This is a genomic window from Candidatus Phyllobacterium onerii (genome assembly GCF_028331445.1).
Taxonomy (GTDB): Bacteria; Pseudomonadota; Alphaproteobacteria; order Rhizobiales; family Rhizobiaceae; genus Phyllobacterium; species Phyllobacterium onerii.
This window is the reverse complement of the sequence record NZ_JAQMHX010000001.1, coordinates 90,438-109,714: the sequence shown is the minus strand read 5'-3', so window position 1 is coordinate 109,714 and position 19,277 is coordinate 90,438. Positions and strand designations below refer to the sequence as shown.

18 protein-coding genes are annotated in these 19,277 nt (G+C 54.8%); 7 read left to right on the top strand and 11 right to left on the bottom strand.

Annotated elements, in window-relative coordinates:
• On the bottom strand, window positions 1-336 hold the full coding sequence (locus tag PHA01_RS00540; protein WP_271892585.1) for an MmcQ/YjbR family DNA-binding protein: 336 nt from the start codon (window positions 334-336) through the stop codon (window positions 1-3).
• A 148-nt stretch (window positions 337-484) separates the two neighbouring features.
• Between PHA01_RS00540 and apaG the strand changes: the two genes are divergently transcribed.
• Both apaG and PHA01_RS00530 read left to right on the top strand, forming a co-directional pair.
• Entirely contained in the window at window positions 485-877 is a 393-nt protein-coding gene (gene apaG, locus PHA01_RS00535; RefSeq protein WP_112528256.1) for a Co2+/Mg2+ efflux protein ApaG, read from the top strand.
• Complete coding sequence (locus PHA01_RS00530) at window positions 877-1,173, top strand: hypothetical protein (RefSeq protein WP_271892582.1); 297 nt, start codon at window positions 877-879, stop codon at window positions 1,171-1,173. Before apaG ends, PHA01_RS00530 begins: the two co-directional genes overlap by 1 nt.
• A 4-nt stretch (window positions 1,174-1,177) precedes the next feature.
• Here the strand turns inward: PHA01_RS00530 and PHA01_RS00525 are convergent, their stop codons facing one another.
• The 3 genes from PHA01_RS00525 to PHA01_RS00515 are packed head-to-tail and all read right to left on the bottom strand — an operon-like array spanning window position 1,178 to window position 4,330.
• A complete protein-coding gene (locus PHA01_RS00525; RefSeq protein WP_271892579.1) occupies window positions 1,178-2,182 on the bottom strand; it encodes an Hsp33 family molecular chaperone in 1,005 nt (334 codons plus the stop codon).
• A complete protein-coding gene (gene argF, locus PHA01_RS00520) occupies window positions 2,175-3,113 on the bottom strand; it encodes an ornithine carbamoyltransferase (RefSeq protein ID WP_271892576.1) in 939 nt (312 codons plus the stop codon). The genes PHA01_RS00525 and argF overlap by 8 nt, the downstream gene beginning before the upstream one ends.
• An 11-nt stretch (window positions 3,114-3,124) precedes the next feature.
• Window positions 3,125-4,330, bottom strand: coding sequence for an aspartate aminotransferase family protein (locus PHA01_RS00515; RefSeq protein WP_271892573.1), 1,206 nt, complete (start codon window positions 4,328-4,330; stop codon window positions 3,125-3,127).
• A gap of 495 nt (window positions 4,331-4,825) precedes the next feature.
• Between PHA01_RS00515 and PHA01_RS00510 the strand changes: the two genes are divergently transcribed.
• Window positions 4,826-5,350, top strand: coding sequence for a GcrA family cell cycle regulator (locus PHA01_RS00510; RefSeq protein WP_112528248.1), 525 nt, complete (start codon window positions 4,826-4,828; stop codon window positions 5,348-5,350).
• A 71-nt stretch (window positions 5,351-5,421) separates the two neighbouring features.
• Here the strand turns inward: PHA01_RS00510 and PHA01_RS00505 are convergent, their stop codons facing one another.
• Entirely contained in the window at window positions 5,422-6,675 is a 1,254-nt protein-coding gene (locus PHA01_RS00505) for an ATP-binding protein (protein WP_271892569.1), read from the bottom strand.
• Window positions 6,676-6,828: 153 nt separating this feature from the next.
• Between PHA01_RS00505 and ppk2 the strand changes: the two genes are divergently transcribed.
• Window positions 6,829-7,674 carry a polyphosphate kinase 2 gene (gene ppk2 / locus PHA01_RS00500; protein ID WP_417020905.1) on the top strand — a complete coding sequence of 282 codons (846 nt, stop codon included), beginning with the start codon at window positions 6,829-6,831 and terminating at the stop codon, window positions 7,672-7,674.
• Here ppk2 and PHA01_RS00495 read toward each other — a convergent pair.
• On the bottom strand, window positions 7,646-9,481 hold the full coding sequence (locus PHA01_RS00495) for a glycosyltransferase (protein ID WP_271892566.1): 1,836 nt from the start codon (window positions 9,479-9,481) through the stop codon (window positions 7,646-7,648). The genes ppk2 and PHA01_RS00495 overlap by 29 nt on opposite strands.
• Window positions 9,482-9,780: 299 nt before the next feature.
• Here PHA01_RS00495 and PHA01_RS00490 point away from each other — a divergent pair, with 299 nt between their 5' ends.
• The 3 genes from PHA01_RS00490 to PHA01_RS00480 all read left to right on the top strand — a co-directional run bounded on the left by PHA01_RS00490 (window position 9,781) and on the right by PHA01_RS00480 (window position 12,816).
• Complete coding sequence (locus PHA01_RS00490; RefSeq protein ID WP_271892560.1) at window positions 9,781-10,620, top strand: transporter substrate-binding domain-containing protein; 840 nt, start codon at window positions 9,781-9,783, stop codon at window positions 10,618-10,620.
• 123 nt (window positions 10,621-10,743) lie between these two features.
• Complete coding sequence (locus tag PHA01_RS00485) at window positions 10,744-12,399, top strand: lysine--tRNA ligase (protein WP_271892554.1); 1,656 nt, start codon at window positions 10,744-10,746, stop codon at window positions 12,397-12,399.
• Window positions 12,400-12,432: 33 nt separating this feature from the next.
• Complete coding sequence (locus PHA01_RS00480) at window positions 12,433-12,816, top strand: VOC family protein (RefSeq protein WP_271892548.1); 384 nt, start codon at window positions 12,433-12,435, stop codon at window positions 12,814-12,816.
• Here the strand turns inward: PHA01_RS00480 and PHA01_RS00475 are convergent, their stop codons facing one another.
• From PHA01_RS00475 to PHA01_RS00455, 5 genes are all read right to left on the bottom strand, one after another.
• Window positions 12,817-13,707 (bottom strand): thermonuclease family protein, encoded by an 891-nt coding sequence (locus PHA01_RS00475; RefSeq protein WP_271892544.1) that lies wholly within the window; start codon window positions 13,705-13,707, stop codon window positions 12,817-12,819. It abuts the gene before it with no gap.
• 13 nt (window positions 13,708-13,720) lie between these two features.
• A complete protein-coding gene (locus PHA01_RS00470) occupies window positions 13,721-14,362 on the bottom strand; it encodes a helix-turn-helix transcriptional regulator (RefSeq protein WP_271892543.1) in 642 nt (213 codons plus the stop codon).
• A 253-nt stretch (window positions 14,363-14,615) separates the two neighbouring features.
• The gene (locus PHA01_RS00465) at window positions 14,616-16,835 is read right to left on the bottom strand and encodes a 3-hydroxyacyl-CoA dehydrogenase NAD-binding domain-containing protein (protein ID WP_271892541.1); all 2,220 of its coding nucleotides are present in this window, start codon (window positions 16,833-16,835) and stop codon (window positions 14,616-14,618) included.
• A 13-nt stretch (window positions 16,836-16,848) separates the two neighbouring features.
• On the bottom strand, window positions 16,849-18,057 hold the full coding sequence (locus PHA01_RS00460) for an acetyl-CoA C-acetyltransferase (RefSeq protein ID WP_271892539.1): 1,209 nt from the start codon (window positions 18,055-18,057) through the stop codon (window positions 16,849-16,851).
• A 27-nt stretch (window positions 18,058-18,084) separates the two neighbouring features.
• Complete coding sequence (locus PHA01_RS00455) at window positions 18,085-19,257, bottom strand: acyl-CoA dehydrogenase family protein (protein ID WP_271892537.1); 1,173 nt, start codon at window positions 19,255-19,257, stop codon at window positions 18,085-18,087.
• Between the last annotated feature and the right edge of the window lie 20 nt (window positions 19,258-19,277).

Sequence of the window (19,277 nt, the reverse complement as noted above, 5' to 3'; positions counted from 1 at the left end):
TTAGAGGATATGCCGCGCGGAGACTGATTTCGGCGCGGCCCTCTTCCAGGCGATCGCCATGGCATGGCGGACTGCGTCCGGATCGGCGCTGTCCAGAACGACATAGGTCGAACCTTTTTCGCCCCAGCTTCCCGGCACAGGCTCAAACATATTTCTCGACGTCTCACACAAGAGGGATTGATCTTCCCGAGTGAGCAACAATACACCGCGCAGCTTCTCAGGGCGCAGCGTTGCAAACATTTTTCCATTCACCCTAAAATCGGTCGTGCTGAAATGACTTGCCTGAATAGTTTCAGGAAATGAAAGCGCCATTTCTGCAAATTCTTCGAGGCTCATCAACAGAATTGCTTAGCTCCACCGAACGGCTTCATCCCTATATTAGCGAGAAATGCGCCGATCACGAAGGATTTAAACCGGACTTTCTCTGGGCGGTTGACGTGATCGCGCCGAGCCGCGATATGAGGGACATAAACTGAGAGAAGGTATGTACAAAGCCATTACCCGCGATATTGAGGTAACCGTCGAACCGTTCTATCTGGAGGAGCAATCCAATCCGGAAGAGAACCGTTACGTTTGGGGATATCGCATTACCATCGCCAACGAGTCGGAGATTACTGTGCAATTGCGTGCGCGCTACTGGAAAATCACCGACGGTAATGGCCACATGGAGGAAGTACGCGGTCCGGGCGTCATCGGTGAACAACCTATTCTCAATCCCGGCGACTCCTTCCAATACTCTTCCGGTTGTCCCCTGACGACGACATCTGGCGTCATGGTCGGTCGCTATACAATGCAGACCGACAGCGGAGTACGCTTTGATATCGAGATCCCAGCATTCTCACTTGACCTGCCCGATCAGTTACGCACACTGAACTGATGCAAGAGACAAATCGTACTCAATCGCCTTACATCAAGGCTTTGGCCTGCTCTGCCGTTGCCTTTGCTTTGGCCATAGGCGCACAGTTTCTCGGCTATAGTCTGCCAAGCTTCACAACGAGAACGGAAGCTGTCAGTCAGTTGGTCGCGCTGGTGATGGTCCCCGGTCTCATCGTTGGCCTTCTGGCGAAGAAATCAACGAGAGTATGGCCGCTTTGGCTGATTATCTGCGCATTCATCGCACTATTAATTGTGGTAACGATCGTTCACGAAGTAACCGCGCCAATGCGTGCCTGATTGCTCAATTCTTTGGCAAAAACTCTGCCGGATCGAATTCATATTCTGTCGAGCAAAATTCGCAGGTGACACTAATCTTGCCATCCTCTATGCTGTCAGTAATCTCTTCAGCAGTGAAGCCAGAGAGTACGCCGGCAATTTTCTCGCGTGAGCACGAGCAATCATCGTTCACCGGCACCGCGTCGAAAACGCGGACGCCTCGCTCATGGAACAGGCGGTATAGCAGTCGTTCAGCTCCAACTTGAGGATCGGTCAATTCCGAGCTTTCGATAGTCGCAACGAGTGCCTTGATTTCAGCCCAGTCATCGTCTTCGACAAGGTCGACTTCATCGTCGTCGTCAGATTCCGGCGCGTCACCCGCTGGTAGATCACGCTGACGCATGCGCAGTTCCGATTCAGGCAGAAACTGCACAATGAGCCCACCGGCCCGCCATTGCTCGACCGGCTTGCCGTCTTCGCCACGTTCGATCAGCTTTGCAACCGAAAGACGAAGGTCTGTGGGAATCTGCTCGGACTGGCGGAAATAGGTCTTGGCGATCTCTTCGAGGTTGGAACCATCGAGCGCAACGATGCCCTGATATCGCTGGGTGTATTCGCCCTGATCGACGGTGAGTGCGAGCGTGCCGCCACCCATCAGCTCTACTGGCGAAAGTTTGTTCTCAGCGATGGCTTCGGCCAAGCGCTCCTCGTCATAGCGCGCGTACGCGCGAACGGAATTCGGCGTGCGAAAGTCGACGACCAGCATGTCGACTGGTCCGTCCGACTGGGACTGGAAGATGAACTTCCCATCGAATTTCAGCGATGTGCCGAGCAATACCGTAAGCACGATCGCCTCCGCTAGAAGCTTCGCTACAGGCTCCGGATAGTCGTGGCGGCTCAAAATGTCATCTAGTGCAGGTCCGAGCTGAACGGCACGCCCGCGCGCGTCCAATTCCTCAACCTGGAACGGAACCACGGCATCATCGCCAGCGAATACATATTCGTCAGTGCGGATGGAAGAATCAGACATTCGGGCGACCTCCTTCGAGGCACCAGGCAAGAATTGCCTTTTGTGCATGTAGACGGTTTTCCGCTTCATCAAAAACGACGGAATGCGGTCCATCAATGACGGAGTCAGTCACCTCCTCGCCGCGGTGTGCGGGAAGGCAATGCATGAACAGCGCATCAGGGTCGGCATGTTTTAGCAATGCGTCGTTGACCTGGTATGGCATGAACACGTTGTGGCCGCGCGCGCGACCCTCCTGTCCCATCGACACCCAGGTATCGGTAACGATACAATCGACACCTTCGACGGCCGAAATTGGATCAGTTGTCAGTCTAATCTTGCCGCCAGCGCGCTTGGCCCAATCAAGATATTTGCTGTCCGGTTCGCTGCCTTCCGGCGTCGCGATGTTGAGATTGAAATCAAATCGCGCTGCTGCCTCGACGAGCGAGTGCAGCACATTGTTGCCGTCACCCGTCCAGGCGAAAGTCCTGCCCTTCACCGCACCGCGATGTTCCTCGAATGTCATGATATCTGCCATAATCTGGCACGGATGGGTGTCATCCGTCAGCGCATTGATCACTGGCACTGTGGCGTTTTCGGCCATCTCTATCAGGCGTTCATGCGTGGTTGTTCGCATCATGATGATATCGACATAGCGCGACAACACCTTTGCGGTGTCGGCAATAGTCTCGCTGCGGCCAAGCTGCATTTCCGATCCCGTTAGCATGATCGTCTCGCCGCCGAGCTGACGCATGCCCACATCGAAGGACACGCGCGTACGCGTTGAAGGCTTGTCGAATATCATTGCCAGCACCTTGCCGGCAAAGGGTTTTTCGATATTGCCGGCTTTGAGACGCGTTTTGCGGTCGCGCGCATCGTTGAGAATGTGCCGCAGATCACTAGGCGAAAGCGCCGAGATATCCGTAAAATGACGGAGGTCCTGTTTGATCATCATAAGACTTGTCTCTACGCGCTTTTCAGTCTGGCTGTGACTGACAGACGCTCAGCTGCAGCTTCGATCCGCGTGAGGGCCTCACGGGCATCCGCTTCGGTTGCAACCAGTGGTGGCAAAAGGCGAATGACGTTGTCGCCCGCGCCGACGGTAAGCAAATGTTCGTCGCGCAAGGCTTGAACCATCGTCGTGTTTGGTACAGCGCACTTCAGACCGATCAGCAAACCGCGGCCACGCACCTCGGAAATCGCTTCCGGATAGCGATCGGAAATTGAGGCCAGCCCCTGTTTCATAAACAGCGCAATCTGCCGCACATGATCAAGGAAACCTTCTTCAAGAACGATGTCAAGCACTGCATTGCCTACAGCCATGGCTAACGGATTGCCACCGTAGGTCGTGCCATGCACGCCGGCAGTCATGCCCTTGGCGGCTTCGGCGGTCGCAAGACATACACCGAGGGGAAAGCCGCCACCAATGCCTTTGGCGACGGCTACGATGTCCGGCGTGATGCCAGACCATTCGTGCGCGAAGAGCTTGCCCGTGCGGCCTACGCCTGTCTGAACCTCGTCAAGGATCAATAGCAAGCCGTGTTCGTCGCAGAGCTTCCGCAGCGCGCGCAGTTCCTCGTCGGGCACCGGACGCACACCGCCCTCGCCCTGGATCGGTTCGATCAATATGGCGGCGGTTTCGGGTCCAATTGCTGCCTTCAATGCCTTTTCGTCACCGAAAGGCACCTGATCAAAGCCTTCGACCTTTGGTCCAAAACCCTCAAGGTATTTCAGCTGACCACCAGCGGCAATCGTCGCCAGCGTACGGCCATGGAAGGCGCCTTCAAACGTGATGATGCGGAATCGCTCGGGATTACCGTTGACGTAGTGATAACGCCGCGCTGTCTTGATCGCGCATTCGAGCGCCTCTGCACCGGAATTGGTGAAGAAGGCCTTGTCGGCGAAGGTATTATCGACGAGCCGCTGGCCCAAGCGCTTTTGGCCTGGAATTTCATAGATGTTAGAGACATGCCAAAGCTTCTCGGCTTGACTTTTCAAGGCCTCGACGAGGTGTGGATGCGCGTGGCCGAGCGAATTGACCGCGATACCGGCAGCGAAGTCGAGATAACGATCACCGGATTCGGTAATTAGCCACATGCCCTCACCTCGCTCAAAGCGCAGATCCGCACGAGCATAAGTGTCGTAAAGCGGTTGCGCGTTTGCGTCCGTCATATCGTCAAGGGCCTCCAAAACCCAGTTTGCCAAACCTGCTGATTACAAGGAAGAAACCGGCAGCGATGAAATCAAAAAGCCGCCCCACAATGCCATTTTTGGGGGCGGCCATACAATCGTAATATCGTCATTCGAACCTCAATTGTCAAATGAACACTTTAACAAGTCTTCACTGCGACCTGAGCTGTCGATGCATTCAAGATTTCGTCCCTGCAACTCTAACGAGCAAGCCCAAGCCGCTTAGCGAGTGTTTTTTGTAACAGTTGACCGCGCAAGTTGGGGAAAACCCCAAAAACCCATACCGTGACACTCGCCCGACTCTTGTCACAGAGTCATCCCATATTGTACGTTGAGAAACGAAATAGCTAGATTTCGTGCGGCGTCCTCGTCATCTGAATAGATATAGTATCAGGCCAATCTGGAGCAATCCAGATACGAGGAAGGATTCAGTCTAACGTCCGCACAAAACTGAGCCCCATATGGAGCTAGGAAACGATGAACTGGACAGATGAGCGCGTAGAGCAGCTAAAGAAACTTTGGGCCGAAGGTCTGAGTGCAAGCCAGATCGCAGCACAACTGGGTGGTGTCAGCCGCAATGCTGTCATTGGCAAGGTACATCGGCTGAAGCTGTCGGGACGTGGGAAAACCACATCAACCCAGACACGCAGCAAGAAGGTCAACACCGGTGCGTCCAGCGGCCATCGAAGCGCCGGCTCCCTCGGACACATGTCGAGCAGGGTTGTGAACCGCAGTGTCGGCGCAACCGCATTGCAGACAGAATACAGCACTGATCTCGTGACGCATACCGTCACGAAGACTGTAACGGATGTTGTGGTGCCGATTTCCCGGCGGCTCGAACTTGTGCAGTTGAGCGAGCGAACCTGCAAATGGCCAGTCGGAGATCCTCTACAACCGGATTTCAATTTCTGCGGTAATGATGTCGGCGAATCAGGGCCTTACTGCACCTATCATTCCCGTTTGGCGTATCAGCCGGCTTCGGATCGCCGGCGCATCCGATAATTTCGAGTGTAGACAACCCATCAAGGCGCCGAGTGGCGCCTTTTTTGTTACGAGATGTGGACTTTCGGAGGTCAAAACACGACGGTGAATGACGAGCCTTCGCCGACTTTGGACCGGACGATCAGCCGTGCGCGATGTCGTGTAAGGATGTGTTTGACGATAGCAAGGCCAAGACCGGTTCCCTTCTGAGCTCGGCTCGTCTCCAGGCTGACACGGTAGAACCGCTCAGTAAGCCGCGGTATATGCTCGTCTGGAATGCCCGGACCGAAATCCTGTATCGTGGCCTTGATAGACCCACCATCCCGCTTTAACTCGATGATAATCTTTTTGCCGGATTGGCCATATTTGCAGGCATTTTCCAGGAGGTTTTGGAAAACCTGCGTCAGTTCATCACGATCGCCGAGAACATTGATGGGACCAGCATCAATATTCCGCTCAAACTCGACGCCAAGTTCGGCAGCGAGCGGGCTAAGTGAGTCTGCCACATGGTTGAGCACTACCGCCAGATCTACCTGATCCTTGACGGCAATATGTGCCTTCATCTCGATGCGGGACAGCGACAGCAAGTCATCGATCAGCCGCGCCATGCGTTCGGCCTGTTTCTGCATGATCTGGAGGAAATTATCGCGAGCCGCCTCATCATTTCGTGCGGGGCCCCGCAAAGTCTCAATAAAACCGCTGAGCGAGGCGAGCGGTGTGCGTAACTCATGACTGGCATTGGCGATGAAGTCGGAGCGCATGCGCTCCAGACGATGCGCCTCAGTTTGGTCGCGGAATGACAACAGATATTGTCGATCTGCTCCACCCGCCTGGTCGAGCAGAAGCACGGTGGCGCGATACCAGCGCTCTACCGGAACGCGCTCAAAATAATCGACAGATCGTGCCATCGCATCCGCCACGACCGATTGAACCAGTGTCTGCATTTCAGGCGCACGAAAATGCATCAATAGCGCACCGCCCCGCGCCAATGGCGGAAAAGCGCCATTGGCAGCAGGATTGACGTAAAGTATCGTCCCCTCATGATCAAAAATGATCAGCGGATCCGGCAATTGCGTTGCAAGTTGCTGACCTGATAGGCTGAAGATTGCCGGATCATTAATATTCGTATCGGGGTGTCGGGCCGTGTTGCGGGGGAGAGCTGCGGAAAGCATGACGACGGCGAGGAAAACCAGCATCAGGATGCCAAAACTCAACCACCAGGACGCGCCGGAACTCAGAACCAAGGCCGTTATGAATGCAGCAACTCCCAGCACAAACCGCGCCTGGATCAACCTTTCCACAGCTCTTCGCCACAAGGTCCGGCTTTCCAGCCTCCATATGCGCATGCGTTAAACTCCTGCACTACAGTCCTTTTTCGCCTCTGGACGAGCCAACGCTCTCCCAATAACATGGCTTTATGTCAATTGAGGATGAATGAGTTGGGTAAAGATTCAAAAAAGACATCGCAACGCCCGGGTCAGGGGAAATCTACACTCAAACTGAAGATTGACGGCAAGAAGCGCAGCTTCAATATTGACGATCCGAAATTACCGGCCTGGATCGAAGATGGCGCGCTGGAATCCGGTGATTTTCCTTATACTGAAAAGATGCCAAAAGACGAATATGCGGAGACCCTCGAGAAGTTGCAAATCGAGCTGGTGAAGCTGCAGTACTGGCTACAGGATACCGGCGGTCGGGTGATGGCGGTTTTCGAGGGACGGGACGCGGCGGGAAAGGGCGGCACGATCTTCAATTTGCGTCAATACATGAATCCGCGCTCCGCGCGCAACGTCGCCTTGCCCAAACCCAGCGAGACCGAGCGGGGCCAATGGTATTTCCAACGCTATGTCTCGCACTTTCCCACCACCGGCGAGTTCGTAACCTTCGACCGTTCCTGGTATAATCGCGCCGGGGTCGAGCCCGTGCTAGGATTTTGCACCCCCGAACAGCATGAGACATTTCTCGAAGAGGCACCCGGCCTTGAGCGCATGGTCGTGGCCGATGATATTCATTTTTTCAAATTCTGGCTCGATATCGGCCAAATCATGCAATTGAAGCGCTTCCATGATCGCAGGCATAGCCCTTTAAAGAACTGGAAATTCTCACCGATCGATATCATGGGTGCCGAAAAGTGGGACGACTATACGAAGGCACGCGACCAGATGTTTGCTCGGACCCATACGCCTTACGCGCCGTGGACGATCGTGCGTTCCAACGACAAACGCCGCGCACGCCATGCAGTGATCCGCCGAATACTCTTGAGCCTACCCTACAAGGGCCGAGATCTCGATTTGATCGGCAACGAGGACGCCTTGATTATCGGTTCGGGTCCAGGCTTTCTCTAACCGCGGCCGGTCGGTGAGGCGTCTTTTCCCATAGAAAGGGCTGTGTGCAGAGCTGTTTGACCGCACGCCATGCAGCGACGGATACCAACATCCAATAAAACGGTATGACGCGCAGTATCGAACCCTTTATATCTTTGCCTACGGGGCTACGCTTTCCCAGCGCGTGGAACGAGAGGTAACCCATAGTAATATTCATGCAATCATAGAGTAAAATGCCGCGGTCGGCGGTACCAGCGTTTTCCAAAACAAGATTGACCCCCGAATACGCAATGAAAACAAGCATCAGCGGATACAGCAGCGAAGAGACAATTAATCCTGCTATCAACATGTGATAGACTAGAAACCGTCGAAAACCGAGATCGCCCAGAAACTGCCTCGGATGCCGCATCTCGAATAGCCAAGTCTGCATCCAGCCTTTCAGCCAGCGTGTCCGCTGCCGCAACCACACGTCGGTGACCGTCGGCGCATCTTCAATCGTTGGCAGCGACAACATCTCGACAATAAATCCGCGACGAGCGAGCCGCGTACCAAGTTCAGCATCTTCGGTCATGTTGTATGGGTCCCAACCACCGACTCCCTCGAGACAGTCGCGGCGAAAATGATTGGAACTTCCGCCGAGCGGCAACACGAGACCGTTGCGGGCAAGCCAGGGCAAGAGGCCAAAGAAATGCACGACGTATTCAAATGCGAACAAACGGGCAAGCCATCCTTCGTGAGCGTTCGCAATAACCAATGGAGCTTGCAGGCAGCCTAGATTGCCCCCTCCCACACTGAAGCGCTGCCATGCCTCAAGCAGTTGATCAGGATCCGGTCGGTCTTCTGCGTCATAAACAACCACAAATTCTCCGCGCGCCATTTGAAGTCCGTAGTTCAGGGCTTTCGGCTTTGTACGAGGCCCGATGCCGGGCACCGGAATGACCATGAAACCATGGGGTAGTTTTTGATCCTCGAACGCTGCAATGGTCGCGAAGTCATCCGCTTCGCACAGGAAGGTTACTTCCAGCTTCGAGCGTGGCCAGTTGAGCTCAGTCATGGCCCGGACCAATTGCGGAACTACATCGGCCTCCTGGTAAAGTGCAATCATGACGCTATAGACAGGAAGCTCGCGCGCTGGAACGGTTGGGAGGACTCGCGTTTCTCTTCTTATCGTTGCCCTCATCGCCAATAGGCGCAGTAGGATGCATCCGGAAAAAAACACCGAGAAAAGCATGTGAAGAATGAACCATAGGCAAGAAGATGCAAGCGCAAGCCCGAATAGGATTGACGCGCTCGAAAGCCCGAGAAGAATGCCTTGGCTGCCGGTCACAACAATCCTTGCCGAGAATCCTCGACTAGTCGTTTCAACGCTGTCTACGGCATTTTCCGCTAGCGCCCGCTCGTAATGCAGTCGCAGAAATTCTAAAAGATGCGCGGGAGTCGTTATTCTCAGTCGGGCTGCGATATCCTGGCTTTTGGGAAGATGAAGTTTGAGCACTGCAATTTCTTGCAGCGTCGGCGCAATATAGATCAATGTCGTGTGATCACATGTGACGACTACTGCGTGTCTTATACGCCTCAGAGCCACTGGATTCGGTATCGTGGGGGCGACGACATGAACATCTTTAGCTATCTCCTCAAACAACAAGCCTGCTTCATCAGCAATACACGAGGCGATCAATGCATCATCGGCACCATCGGATGCATAAAGCTCTTCGACGAAGGAAGTCGCATTGTAAAAAGATCGCCTGAACGCCGCGATGATCGGCGGCTTCGCCATTCCGCCTGCGCAGAGGCGTGCGGCGAGCGAAATCGCTATTTCCTTGGTCATGGCGGGTATCTCTAGTGAAGGATGGCGGCAACTAAACTCCCCGGTGACATCTGGAAATAGCAAATGAAGTTACGCAACAACACCATCTGAAACCTTCAATCAAAAATTGAAATATAAAGATATCAATACACTAGAAGTAGTATTTCTCGATATATAATGCAGACTATGCGAAATATTAACAATTAATATTGAAATTTCGTGATTGTCATTAGTTTTTCTGAACGGGCTGGAGCCAGCCTGTCAAGGGGACCCAGATCGTGTTACTCTCACGGCAAATCACACTGTTACGTTGAGACCGAATGCATTTCCGCACACTCGCTACAACCGCTCTAAGCATCGTCCTGATGGCGGTGTCGCCAGCCCATGCCGCGTCGAACTTTCCGCACTATTGGGACGGACGTGAACATGTTTCCAAGCCGAATCTTTCCACAATCGAGCGCATTCGTTTTGTGACTACGGTCGACTATCCGCCCTTCAATTTTATTGATAGTACAGGACGCATTTCCGGCTTCAATATCGATCTGGTGCGGGCGATCTGTGATGAGCTCGCTGTCACTGCAATGTGTCAGGTTGAAGCGCGCCCATGGAATGAATTGCTGCCAACACTTGAAAATGGAGAAGCGGAAGCGATTATTGCTGGCCTAAGACCGACAGCAGCCTTGCGTCAGAAACTCGCCTTTACGACACCTTATATGATGCTGCCGGCACGATTTGTGACGCTGAAGGAAACGCCACTTACCGAGCCTCTTGCCGATACGCTCGAAAAAAAGACAGTCGGCGTTGTAGCAGGGTCAGTGCACCAAGTGATTTTTGCTAACGATTTCCCGAAGGGCCATTGGGTCGGCTACCCCTCGCGTGATCTCCTGCTCAAGGATCTCCAAGCAAAGAAGATTGACGCCGTATTCGGTGACGGGTCGGATCTATCCTTCTGGATCGGCAGCATTGAGTCGGGCAACTGCTGCGCCTTCATCGGTGGTCCCTATATCGCGCCGCAGTTTCTGGGTGATGGATTGACCATTGCGACCACACGTAAGAATAGCGAACTTATCGATGCCTTTAATTTCGCCTTGAAGGCGATGGAGGAAAAAGGCACTACATCCGAACTCTATCTACGTTATTTTCCGGTCGATTTTTATTGAGCTGATTGAACCATTTGAGATCAGAGCAGATTGGATTCAAACGGGCACATGCAATTGACGCCAGCCACCTTGCGCCATAGTGTCCGCCCGCCTTACCAGACGGCACGAACACAGGAAAAACGAATGACTTCGCGCCTTGATACTCAAATCGAACTGAGCCCCGAATTAATCGAGGCGGCAGCAGAGGCCAAAGCATGGCCTTTCGAGGAGGCGCGAAAGATCATCAAACGCTATGAAAAGACCGGTTACCCCGAGACGATATTGTTCGAAACGGGCTATGGCCCCTCGGGCCTCCCGCATATCGGCACATTCGGTGAAGTGGCGCGCACTTCCATGGTGCGCCATGCCTTTCGGGTGTTGACCAAGGACCTGGTCAACACCAAGCTGCTGTGCTTTTCTGATGACATGGACGGCATGCGGAAGATTCCGGACAACGTACCGGACCCCTCCTCACTAGTGCCGCATCTGCATAAGCCACTGTCGTCCGTCCCAAATCCCTTTGGTGGCGATTACAGCAGTTTTGCTGACCACAACAACGTCATGCTGTGCCGCTTTCTTGACACGTTCGGCTTCGACTACGAATTTGCCAGTGCGACGGAATACTACAAATCAGGACGCTTCGATGAAGTGTTGCTTCGAGCGGTGAAGCATTACGATGACATCATGAAGGTGATGTTGCCAACGCTCGGGGAGGAACGCCAGGCAACCTATAGCCCCTTTTTGCCGATCTCTCCCACGAGCGGCAGGGTTCTCTACGTGCCGATGAAGAATGTCGACGCCAAGAACGGCACGATAACTTTTGACGACGAAAACGGCACCGAGACTACCGTCCCCGTGACGGGTGGTAATGTCAAACTGCAATGGAAGCCTGACTTCGGCATGCGTTGGGCGGCTCTCAGTGTGGATTTCGAGATGTTCGGCAAGGATCATCAGACAAATGCAATCGTGTACGACCGCATTTGCGAGATTTTGGGAGGCCGGGCGCCCGAGCATTTCGTCTATGAGCTGTTTCTCGATGATGTTGGCCAAAAGATATCCAAGTCAAAGGGGAATGGCATCAGTATCGATGAATGGCTGACCTATGCGCCCACGGAAAGTCTCGGCCTTTACATGTTCCAGAAGCCGAGAACGGCCAAGCGTCTCTATTTCGATGTCATTCCCAAGGCAGTGGATGAATATTTCACCTATCTCGCCGCCTACGAGCGCCAATCCTGGAAAGACCGGCTGAACAATCCTGTCTGGCACCTGCACAATGGAAATCCGCCGATTGTGGAGATGCCAGTACCGTTCGCGCTTCTGTTGAATCTCGTCAGCGCTTCCAACGCTGAAAACCGTAGCGTTCTCTGGGGTTTCATTTCCCGCTACGCACCCGGTGTGACCTCGCAGAACAGTCCGGAACTTGATGCACTAGTCGGCTACGCTATCCGTTATTTCAATGATTTCGTAAAGCCGACAAAGAAATTCCGGGCACCCGACGAAGTGGAACGTCTGGCACTCGAGGGGATGGACAAAACGCTCGCAGCCCTGCCTGACGATGCCGACGGTAGCATGATTCAAAATGCCATGTTGGACGTGGCCCGCGGCATCGAACGCTATCAGGACCATGCGAAAAAAAGCCCGGAGGGGGGCCCGGGCGTGTCCGTATCGTTCTTTCAGATGCTCTATGAGGTTCTTATTGGCCAAGAACGCGGACCGCGCTTCGGATCGTTCGTGGCACTCTACGGAATCGCCGAGACGCGCGCATTGATTGCGAGAGCGCTCATGGGACAATTAACTTGAGATAGTGCGCCTCAAATTCTCTCCGAGGGACGAATGATCGATCACACAGGTGTCGTTGTAAGTGACTTCGAGCGAAGCAAGAAATTCTATCGGGAAGCGCTCGCTCCAATTGGATACGAGTTGCTCCACGAAGTTCCAGCTTCGGTAACGGGAAGCTCGGATGTGGCGGGTTTTGGCGAGGGTGGCAAGCCCGACTTCTGGGTAACCAATGGCGAGCCTAACAAACCGCCGCTTCACATCGCCTTTCGTGTCAAAAGCCGCGATATCGTCAATGCTTTTCACGCGGCTGCGATAGCGGCTGGCGGTAGTGACAACGGACGACCCGGATTGCGTCCGCATTACCATCCCAATTATTACGGCGCGTTTGTGCGAGACCTTGACGGCCATAACATCGAGGCTGTTTGCCACGAAGCATAGCTATTCCGGGCGCGGTGGGAATGGGGCGTCTGGTACAGCCAATGGTGGCGGAGACGGTAGCGGCTCGGCAGCAGGTTCCGGCGCATCACTCACCGACGGTATGGGCAAGTTGGCTGAGGCTGGCAGCGCTGCGGGGGGACTACCAAAGATACCAAGTTTGGCTTCGTCGGCTTTCTTCATCCCATCCGCCATGGGCGTTCCGTCCTTCGCGCGTGCCCAACCATTCTGCACCAGCCATTCGGCAAGATCCGTATTGCCGAGCCTGCATTGCGTGGCGATGATATCGTCGGGCGGTTGTCCCGGTACGTTGCACTCGACAGCGCGAGAGCGTAGCCAATTGCGGAACGCGGTCCGTGCAGCCATGCCACACGGCCATGCACTACCGCCATCCATAATGCAGGTTTCCTCCGGTTGAACTACCTCGATCCCATCCAGCGCGATTCGGTAACCGCCTGCTTCAATTGTGCCAGCTGCGGTAGCGACGGGGCGATAAAGAAGTACTGGCCTGGCAGTGTTGTCGACAGGTGTCGGAGGTGGCGCCGGCGTAGGAGCTGTCGGCGGTGCGGGAAGCATTTCCAGCGTTGTACTCAGGGGTGGGCGAGGCTCAACTCGTTCGAGCGGTGCATTGTCAATACCTGAGGGGGCCATCGCATCCGGATCGACCTGACGCGCTTGCGGTGATGTAACCCTTCCCTGCGGCTGTGTGGCTTCCGATGGATCTTCTGGCGCGGCATTGGTCATCTCATCGGGCAGTTCGAAATTCTCTGGCGTGACATCGACGCCTTGGCTTTGACTAGGCGTATCGATGCCCCCGTTAAAGGGGGCGACGAAAGCGTAGATCAGCCCCAAAGCCACCAGAACGGTCAGGGCATAAAGCGGTAGCTGGCGCATGTAAAATGCGTTCCTATTGGCTTGCCCACAGGATCCGTGCGATCCAATCGATATGGACTGCATCGAAGGTGCGATTGGGGTGCTCGGGGTTCATCGACTGCAACTCGATTGTCCGCGGTGTCTGTCGTGCAAGTATCTTGGCCATGACTTCCCCGTCCTTTGTACGCACCACCACACGATCACCCCGTCGCACTGCCGCGCCGGGCGCAACGATGATCGTATCGCCGTCGCGATAGAGCGGCAGCATGGATTCGCCCGACACTTCAAGCGCATAAACAGAGTCGGCAGACCCTACCGGAAACTCGACGACATCCCAGCCTTGGCCCACAGGAAAGCCGCCATCGTCGAAAAAGCCTCCAGCGCCTGCCTGCGCGAAGCCAAGCAGCGGTACAGCACGTGTCGCGCCACCATTCCCGCCGCTGGCCCTGCCCAAAACGAGCGTCATGAATTCGTCCAGAGAAGCGCCGGTAGCTTCCATGATCTTGGCGAGCGATTCTGTTGACGGCCATCTTGCGCGTCCGTCAACAGCGTAGCGCTTGGATTTGTTGAAGGTTGTTGGATCAAGCCCCGCACGCTTCGCCAATCCCGATACGGAAAGCGAGTGGCGTTCTGCCAGCGCATCTATGGCCGCCCATATGCGGTCATGTGAAAACATGATGATACCTAAATAAAGGAAAAAATACCTTCAATGCTGTTTTATAAAGGAATTTGCCAAAAGTCGAGTAGAATTACGGAAAACTTTCTCATTTTTCACAGTTTTTTTGACGCGTGGTCCGATACTTAGGATGGTCGATTGCCGACATCATTGCGACGTCGGCAACTGTCGTTGCATTGCAAAGCGTGCTTCTCATGAGCTTTGTTGGGCCACACGCTAAGGGAAAGATGTAACTTCTCACCTCTCACCCTTATCAAGCAGCCTGTTTTTTGTCCTCTGCGGAGTACGGATTGAAACGGTCGTAGAAGGTCTCGCCTTTCTCAACCATGTCGAGCAAAAGCTTCGGCGCCTTGAACTGTGCGCCATACTTCCGCTGCAGGCCCTTGGCGATTTCGACGAAGTTCGCCGCGCCCATCCCATCGATGTAGGAAAGGGTTCCGCCAGTATATGGTGCAAAGCCGAAGGCAAGGATCGACCCCACATCCGCTTCACGCGGATCGGTCACAATGCCTTCCTCCATGACGCGTGCAGCTTCCAGCGCGATCGTGAACAGGAAGCGCTGCTTCAGTACCTCGACGTCGATCTTGTCCGGGTCCTGTTGCGGATAAAGCGTCTTCAACTCGGGCCACAAATGCTTTTTGGCAGGCTTCGCCGGATAATCGTAGAAGCCCTTGCCGTTCTTGCGGCCACGGCGATCATACTTATCGACCAGCGTGTTCACGAGCTCAACATGCCGCGGATCAACAGCCTTTGGCCCAAGATCAGCTAATATGGCCTTCAGTATCTTCTGCGACAGGTCAATCGCAGTCTCGTCATTGAGCGCCAACGGACCGACCGGCATGCCTGCCATTCGTGCCACATTCTCGATCATCGCGGGCGGAACACCTTCGATGAGCATGTTGTAAGCTTCCGACATGTAGCGCAGAACGCAGCGATTGACGTAGAAGCCGCGTGTGTCATTGACCACAATCGGCGTCTTCTTGATCGCGCGTACGTAGTCAAGCGCAACAGCAAGCGCCTTGTCCGATGTTTTCTTGCCAAGAATGACTTCCACCAGCAGCATCTTGTCGACGGGCGAGAAAAAATGAATTCCGACGAAATTCTTAGGACGTTGCGAGACCTTGGCAAGACCAGTAATGGGTAGTGTCGACGTGTTAGATGCAAAAATCGCGGCCGGCTTCAGCACGGCTTCCGCCTTTTCTGTAGCGATCCGCTTGACTTCACGATCTTCGAACACCGCTTCGATGACGAGATCTGCGCCTTCGAGATCGGCATAGTCAGCAGATGGTGTGATCAGGCCGAGAAGCTTTTCCTTTTCTTCTGCAGTGGCCTTGCCCCTCTGCATTTCCTTGGTAACCAGCTCGACGGAATGCGCCTTGCCCTTTTCCGCAGCCTCGAGGCTTTGGTCGAGGAGCACCACCGGGATGCCGGCTTTGGCAGTAACGTAGGCAATGCCCGCTCCCATGAAGCCTGCACCGATAACACCGATTTTTTTGAATTTCGTCGGTTTGACGTCAGCTGGACGGCGGGCGCCCTTGTTCAGTTCCTGCAGAGATACAAACAAGGAGCGGATCATCATTCCCGCTTCCGTCGTCTGCAGGATTTTGGTGAAGTAACGCTGCTCGATCTTGAGCGCTGTATCGAATGGGACGAGCAGACCCTCATATACCGATTTCAGGATCGAGGCCGCGCCTGGATAATTGCCATAGGTTTCGCGGCGCAGGATGGCGGTCGCCGCCGGCCAGAGATTTGCGCCGGCTGGCGAATATATCGCACCACCCGGAAGCTTGAAGCCTTTCTCGTCCCAAGGCTGGACTGGCTTAAGACCAGCCTTGATCATCTTCTTGGCAGCATCCACCAGCTTCTTCGCCGGAACGACCTCATGCACCAGCCCCATCGCCTTGGCGCGCGATGCGGTGAGACTGGAACCAGTCGTCATCATCTGCAGTGCGTCCTGCTGGTTGGTCAGGCGTGGAACACGTTGTGTACCACCAGCACCCGGAAAGATGCCGACCTTGACTTCCGGTAGGGCCATCTTCACCGACGGGTCGTCGGAAACGACTCGGCCATGGCAAGCTAACGACATTTCGAATGCACCGCCCATGCAGGTACCATTGATCGCCGAAACCCAAGGTTTCCCGCATGTTTCCAGCTTGCGGAAAAGGCCGCCCATCTTGCCAGTATTTTCGAACAAGATCTCGACCGCCTTCTTCGGGTCCTTCGCCTTCTCTTCCTGGAAAAGCTGGAACATGCGCTTGAGCATGGTCAAGTCGGCACCGCCGGAGAAAGTGTCCTTGCCGGAGGTGATCACGGCTCCCTTGATCGCTTCATCCTTCGCAACCCGATCGACGATCGCGTCGAGTTCCTTCATCACCGCTTCGGTGAAGACGTTCATGGACTTATCCGGCATATCCCAAGTTACGAGTGCGATACCGTCCGCGTCGACGTCGAATTTGAAGTTCTTATAGCTCATCTTCCTTATCTCCTCAGACGCGTTCGATGATGGTTGCGGTGCCCATGCCCGCACCGATGCACAGTGTAACGAGCGCAACATTGAGATCGCGGCGCTCTAGTTCATCAAGAACCGTGCCGAGGATCATTGCACCAGTCGCGCCAAGCGGATGCCCCATGGCGATCGCACCGCCATTGACGTTGATCTTGTCGCGCGGAATGTCGAAAGCCTGCATGTAGCGAAGCACCACAGCAGCAAACGCCTCGTTCAGTTCGAAGAGATCGATGTCCGAAATCTTCATCTTGGCGCGCTTCAAGAGTTTCTCCGTTACGTCGACTGGGCCGGTCAGCATCAGCGCCGGGTCCGAACCGATGTTGGCGAATGCGCGGATGCGGGCGCGCGGCTTTGAGCCGATCGCCTTGCCTGCGCTTTTTGAGCCAAGCAATACGCCGGCGGCGCCATCAACGATACCGGACGAATTGCCGGCATGATGGACGTGATTGATCGTCTCGACTTCGGGATGAGCTTGAATGCCGACAGCGTTGAAGCCACCCATTTCACCAGGCATCACGAAGGATGGATTGAGCGAAGCCAGTGCCTGCATGTCCGTGGTCGGCCGCATGTGCTCGTCGTGATCAAGAATCGTCAGGCCGTTCTGGTCCTTGATCTCGAGAACCGAATTCTTGAAGTAGCCTTTCTTCCAGGCCTCACCGGCTCGCTTCTGGCTTTCGACTGCGTAAGCGTCAACATCATCGCGGGTGAAGCCATATTTCGTGGCGATCAGGTCAGCGGAAACGCCCTGAGGCATGAAATAGCCCGGCAAGCCGACCGACGGATCCATGTACCAAGCGCCGCCCGACATCCCCATGCCGACCCGCGACATTGATTCAACACCGCCGGCGATAACAATGTCGTCCGCACCCTGCACGATCTTGGCGGCGGCGAAATTCACGGCGTCAAGACCAGATGCGCAGAAACGCGATATCTGCATGCCCGGCGCCTTGAAATCATAGCCCGCTTCGAAGGCCGAGGATCGCGGAATAACAGCGCCAGCTTCACCGACCGGATCGACGCAGCCGTAGATGATGTCGTCGACCAGGCCCGTATCGAGGCCATTGCGATCGCGCAGCGCCTCAAGCACATGAGCGCCGAGACGAACGGCAGGCACTTCGTGCAGACTGCCGTCCTTTTTGCCTCTGCCACGCGGCGTGCGGACGTGGTCGTAGATATATGCCTCAGTCATTTCATTCTCCCTGTTCGAACCGGCAGCTCAAAGGCTGCGGGCGATCAAAAGCTTCATGATTTCGTTGGTGCCGCCATAGATTCGCTGGACGCGCGCATCGCGGAACATACGGGCAATAGAATATTCGTTCATATAGCCGTACCCGCCATGCAGCTGCAGACATTCGTCGACCACCTTGTTTTGCAGGTCGCTCAGCCAGTACTTTGCCATTGAAGCCGTAACGGGATCGAGCCCGCCATTCAGATGGCGTTCGACACAATGATTGTAGAAAACGCGGCCGATCGTCGCCTCCGTCTTGAGTTCGGCCAGCTTGAACTGTGTGTTCTGGAACTCGATAACGGCCTTGCCGAAAGCCTTGCGCTCCTTGACATAGTCCGATGTAATCGCAATGGCGCGTTCTGCCATGGCAATAGCAGTCCCGCCAATCTGCAACCGTTCTTGTGGCAATTGCTGCATCAGTTGGACAAAACCCTGTCCTTCTTCTGTGCCAAGAAGATTGGACGTAGGCACGCGGACGTCATTGAAAAAGAGTTCCGAGGTATCGTTCGATTTCAACCCAATCTTATCGAGATTACGGCCGCGTTCGAAACCTTCCTGCCCATCGGTTTCGACGATGATGAGTGAGGTGCCCTTAGCCCCCTGCGCGGGATCCGTCTTGGTCACGACAACAATCAGATTCGCCAGCTGGCCGTTGGTGATGAATGTCTTCGACCCATTGATGACGTAGTGGTTGCCATCCCTTTTCGCGCTGGTCTTGACGCCCTGGAGGTCCGAGCCCGCACCGGGCTCGGTCATGGCAATGGCGCCGATCAGTTCGCCGGTCGCCATTTTCGGCAACCATTCCTGTTTTTGCTCTTCAGACCCATAGTGGAGGATATAGGGAGCAACGATGGAATTGTGCAGTGCTATGCCGAAGCCGTCGACACCGACATGGCTGATGGCTTCAAGAATGGCGCTTTCGTGCGCATAGCTGCCACCTGCCCCACCATATTCTTCCGGCATCGAGGCGCACAAAAGCCCGTTCTCACCGGCAAGCTCCCAGACAGAACGGTCGAACATTTCCTGTTTCTCAAAACGGTCGTAGTGCGGAAGAACCTCGGCCTCGAGAAATTTCGTGGCCATCTCTTCCAGCATCACAACGTCGTCAGTCTTCCAGTCGGGTTTCGGAACACCCAATACTTCTTCCGGTCGCAGACCCATCACAAACCTCCCGAGAATAG

Coding starts and splice junctions, on each gene's coding strand:
- PHA01_RS00475 (WP_271892544.1), bottom strand. CDS start 13,707: ATGCGCCAGCTACCGCTTTATGCCCTGACCGTTCTGGTGGCTTTGGGG.
- PHA01_RS00480 (WP_271892548.1), top strand. CDS start 12,433: ATGATCGATCACACAGGTGTCGTTGTAAGTGACTTCGAGCGAAGCAAG.
- PHA01_RS00505 (WP_271892569.1), bottom strand. CDS start 6,675: ATGCGCATATGGAGGCTGGAAAGCCGGACCTTGTGGCGAAGAGCTGTG.
- PHA01_RS00530 (WP_271892582.1), top strand. CDS start 877: ATGCAAGAGACAAATCGTACTCAATCGCCTTACATCAAGGCTTTGGCC.
- PHA01_RS00460 (WP_271892539.1), bottom strand. CDS start 18,057: ATGACTGAGGCATATATCTACGACCACGTCCGCACGCCGCGTGGCAGA.
- PHA01_RS00540 (WP_271892585.1), bottom strand. CDS start 336: ATGAGCCTCGAAGAATTTGCAGAAATGGCGCTTTCATTTCCTGAAACT.
- PHA01_RS00490 (WP_271892560.1), top strand. CDS start 9,781: ATGCATTTCCGCACACTCGCTACAACCGCTCTAAGCATCGTCCTGATG.
- PHA01_RS00515 (WP_271892573.1), bottom strand. CDS start 4,330: ATGACGGACGCAAACGCGCAACCGCTTTACGACACTTATGCTCGTGCG.
- PHA01_RS00525 (WP_271892579.1), bottom strand. CDS start 2,182: ATGTCTGATTCTTCCATCCGCACTGACGAATATGTATTCGCTGGCGAT.
- argF (WP_271892576.1), bottom strand. CDS start 3,113: ATGATGATCAAACAGGACCTCCGTCATTTTACGGATATCTCGGCGCTT.
- PHA01_RS00485 (WP_271892554.1), top strand. CDS start 10,744: ATGACTTCGCGCCTTGATACTCAAATCGAACTGAGCCCCGAATTAATC.
- PHA01_RS00510 (WP_112528248.1), top strand. CDS start 4,826: ATGAACTGGACAGATGAGCGCGTAGAGCAGCTAAAGAAACTTTGGGCC.
- PHA01_RS00465 (WP_271892541.1), bottom strand. CDS start 16,835: ATGAGCTATAAGAACTTCAAATTCGACGTCGACGCGGACGGTATCGCA.
- PHA01_RS00455 (WP_271892537.1), bottom strand. CDS start 19,257: ATGGGTCTGCGACCGGAAGAAGTATTGGGTGTTCCGAAACCCGACTGG.
- apaG (WP_112528256.1), top strand. CDS start 485: ATGTACAAAGCCATTACCCGCGATATTGAGGTAACCGTCGAACCGTTC.
- PHA01_RS00495 (WP_271892566.1), bottom strand. CDS start 9,481: ATGACCAAGGAAATAGCGATTTCGCTCGCCGCACGCCTCTGCGCAGGC.
- PHA01_RS00470 (WP_271892543.1), bottom strand. CDS start 14,362: ATGTTTTCACATGACCGCATATGGGCGGCCATAGATGCGCTGGCAGAA.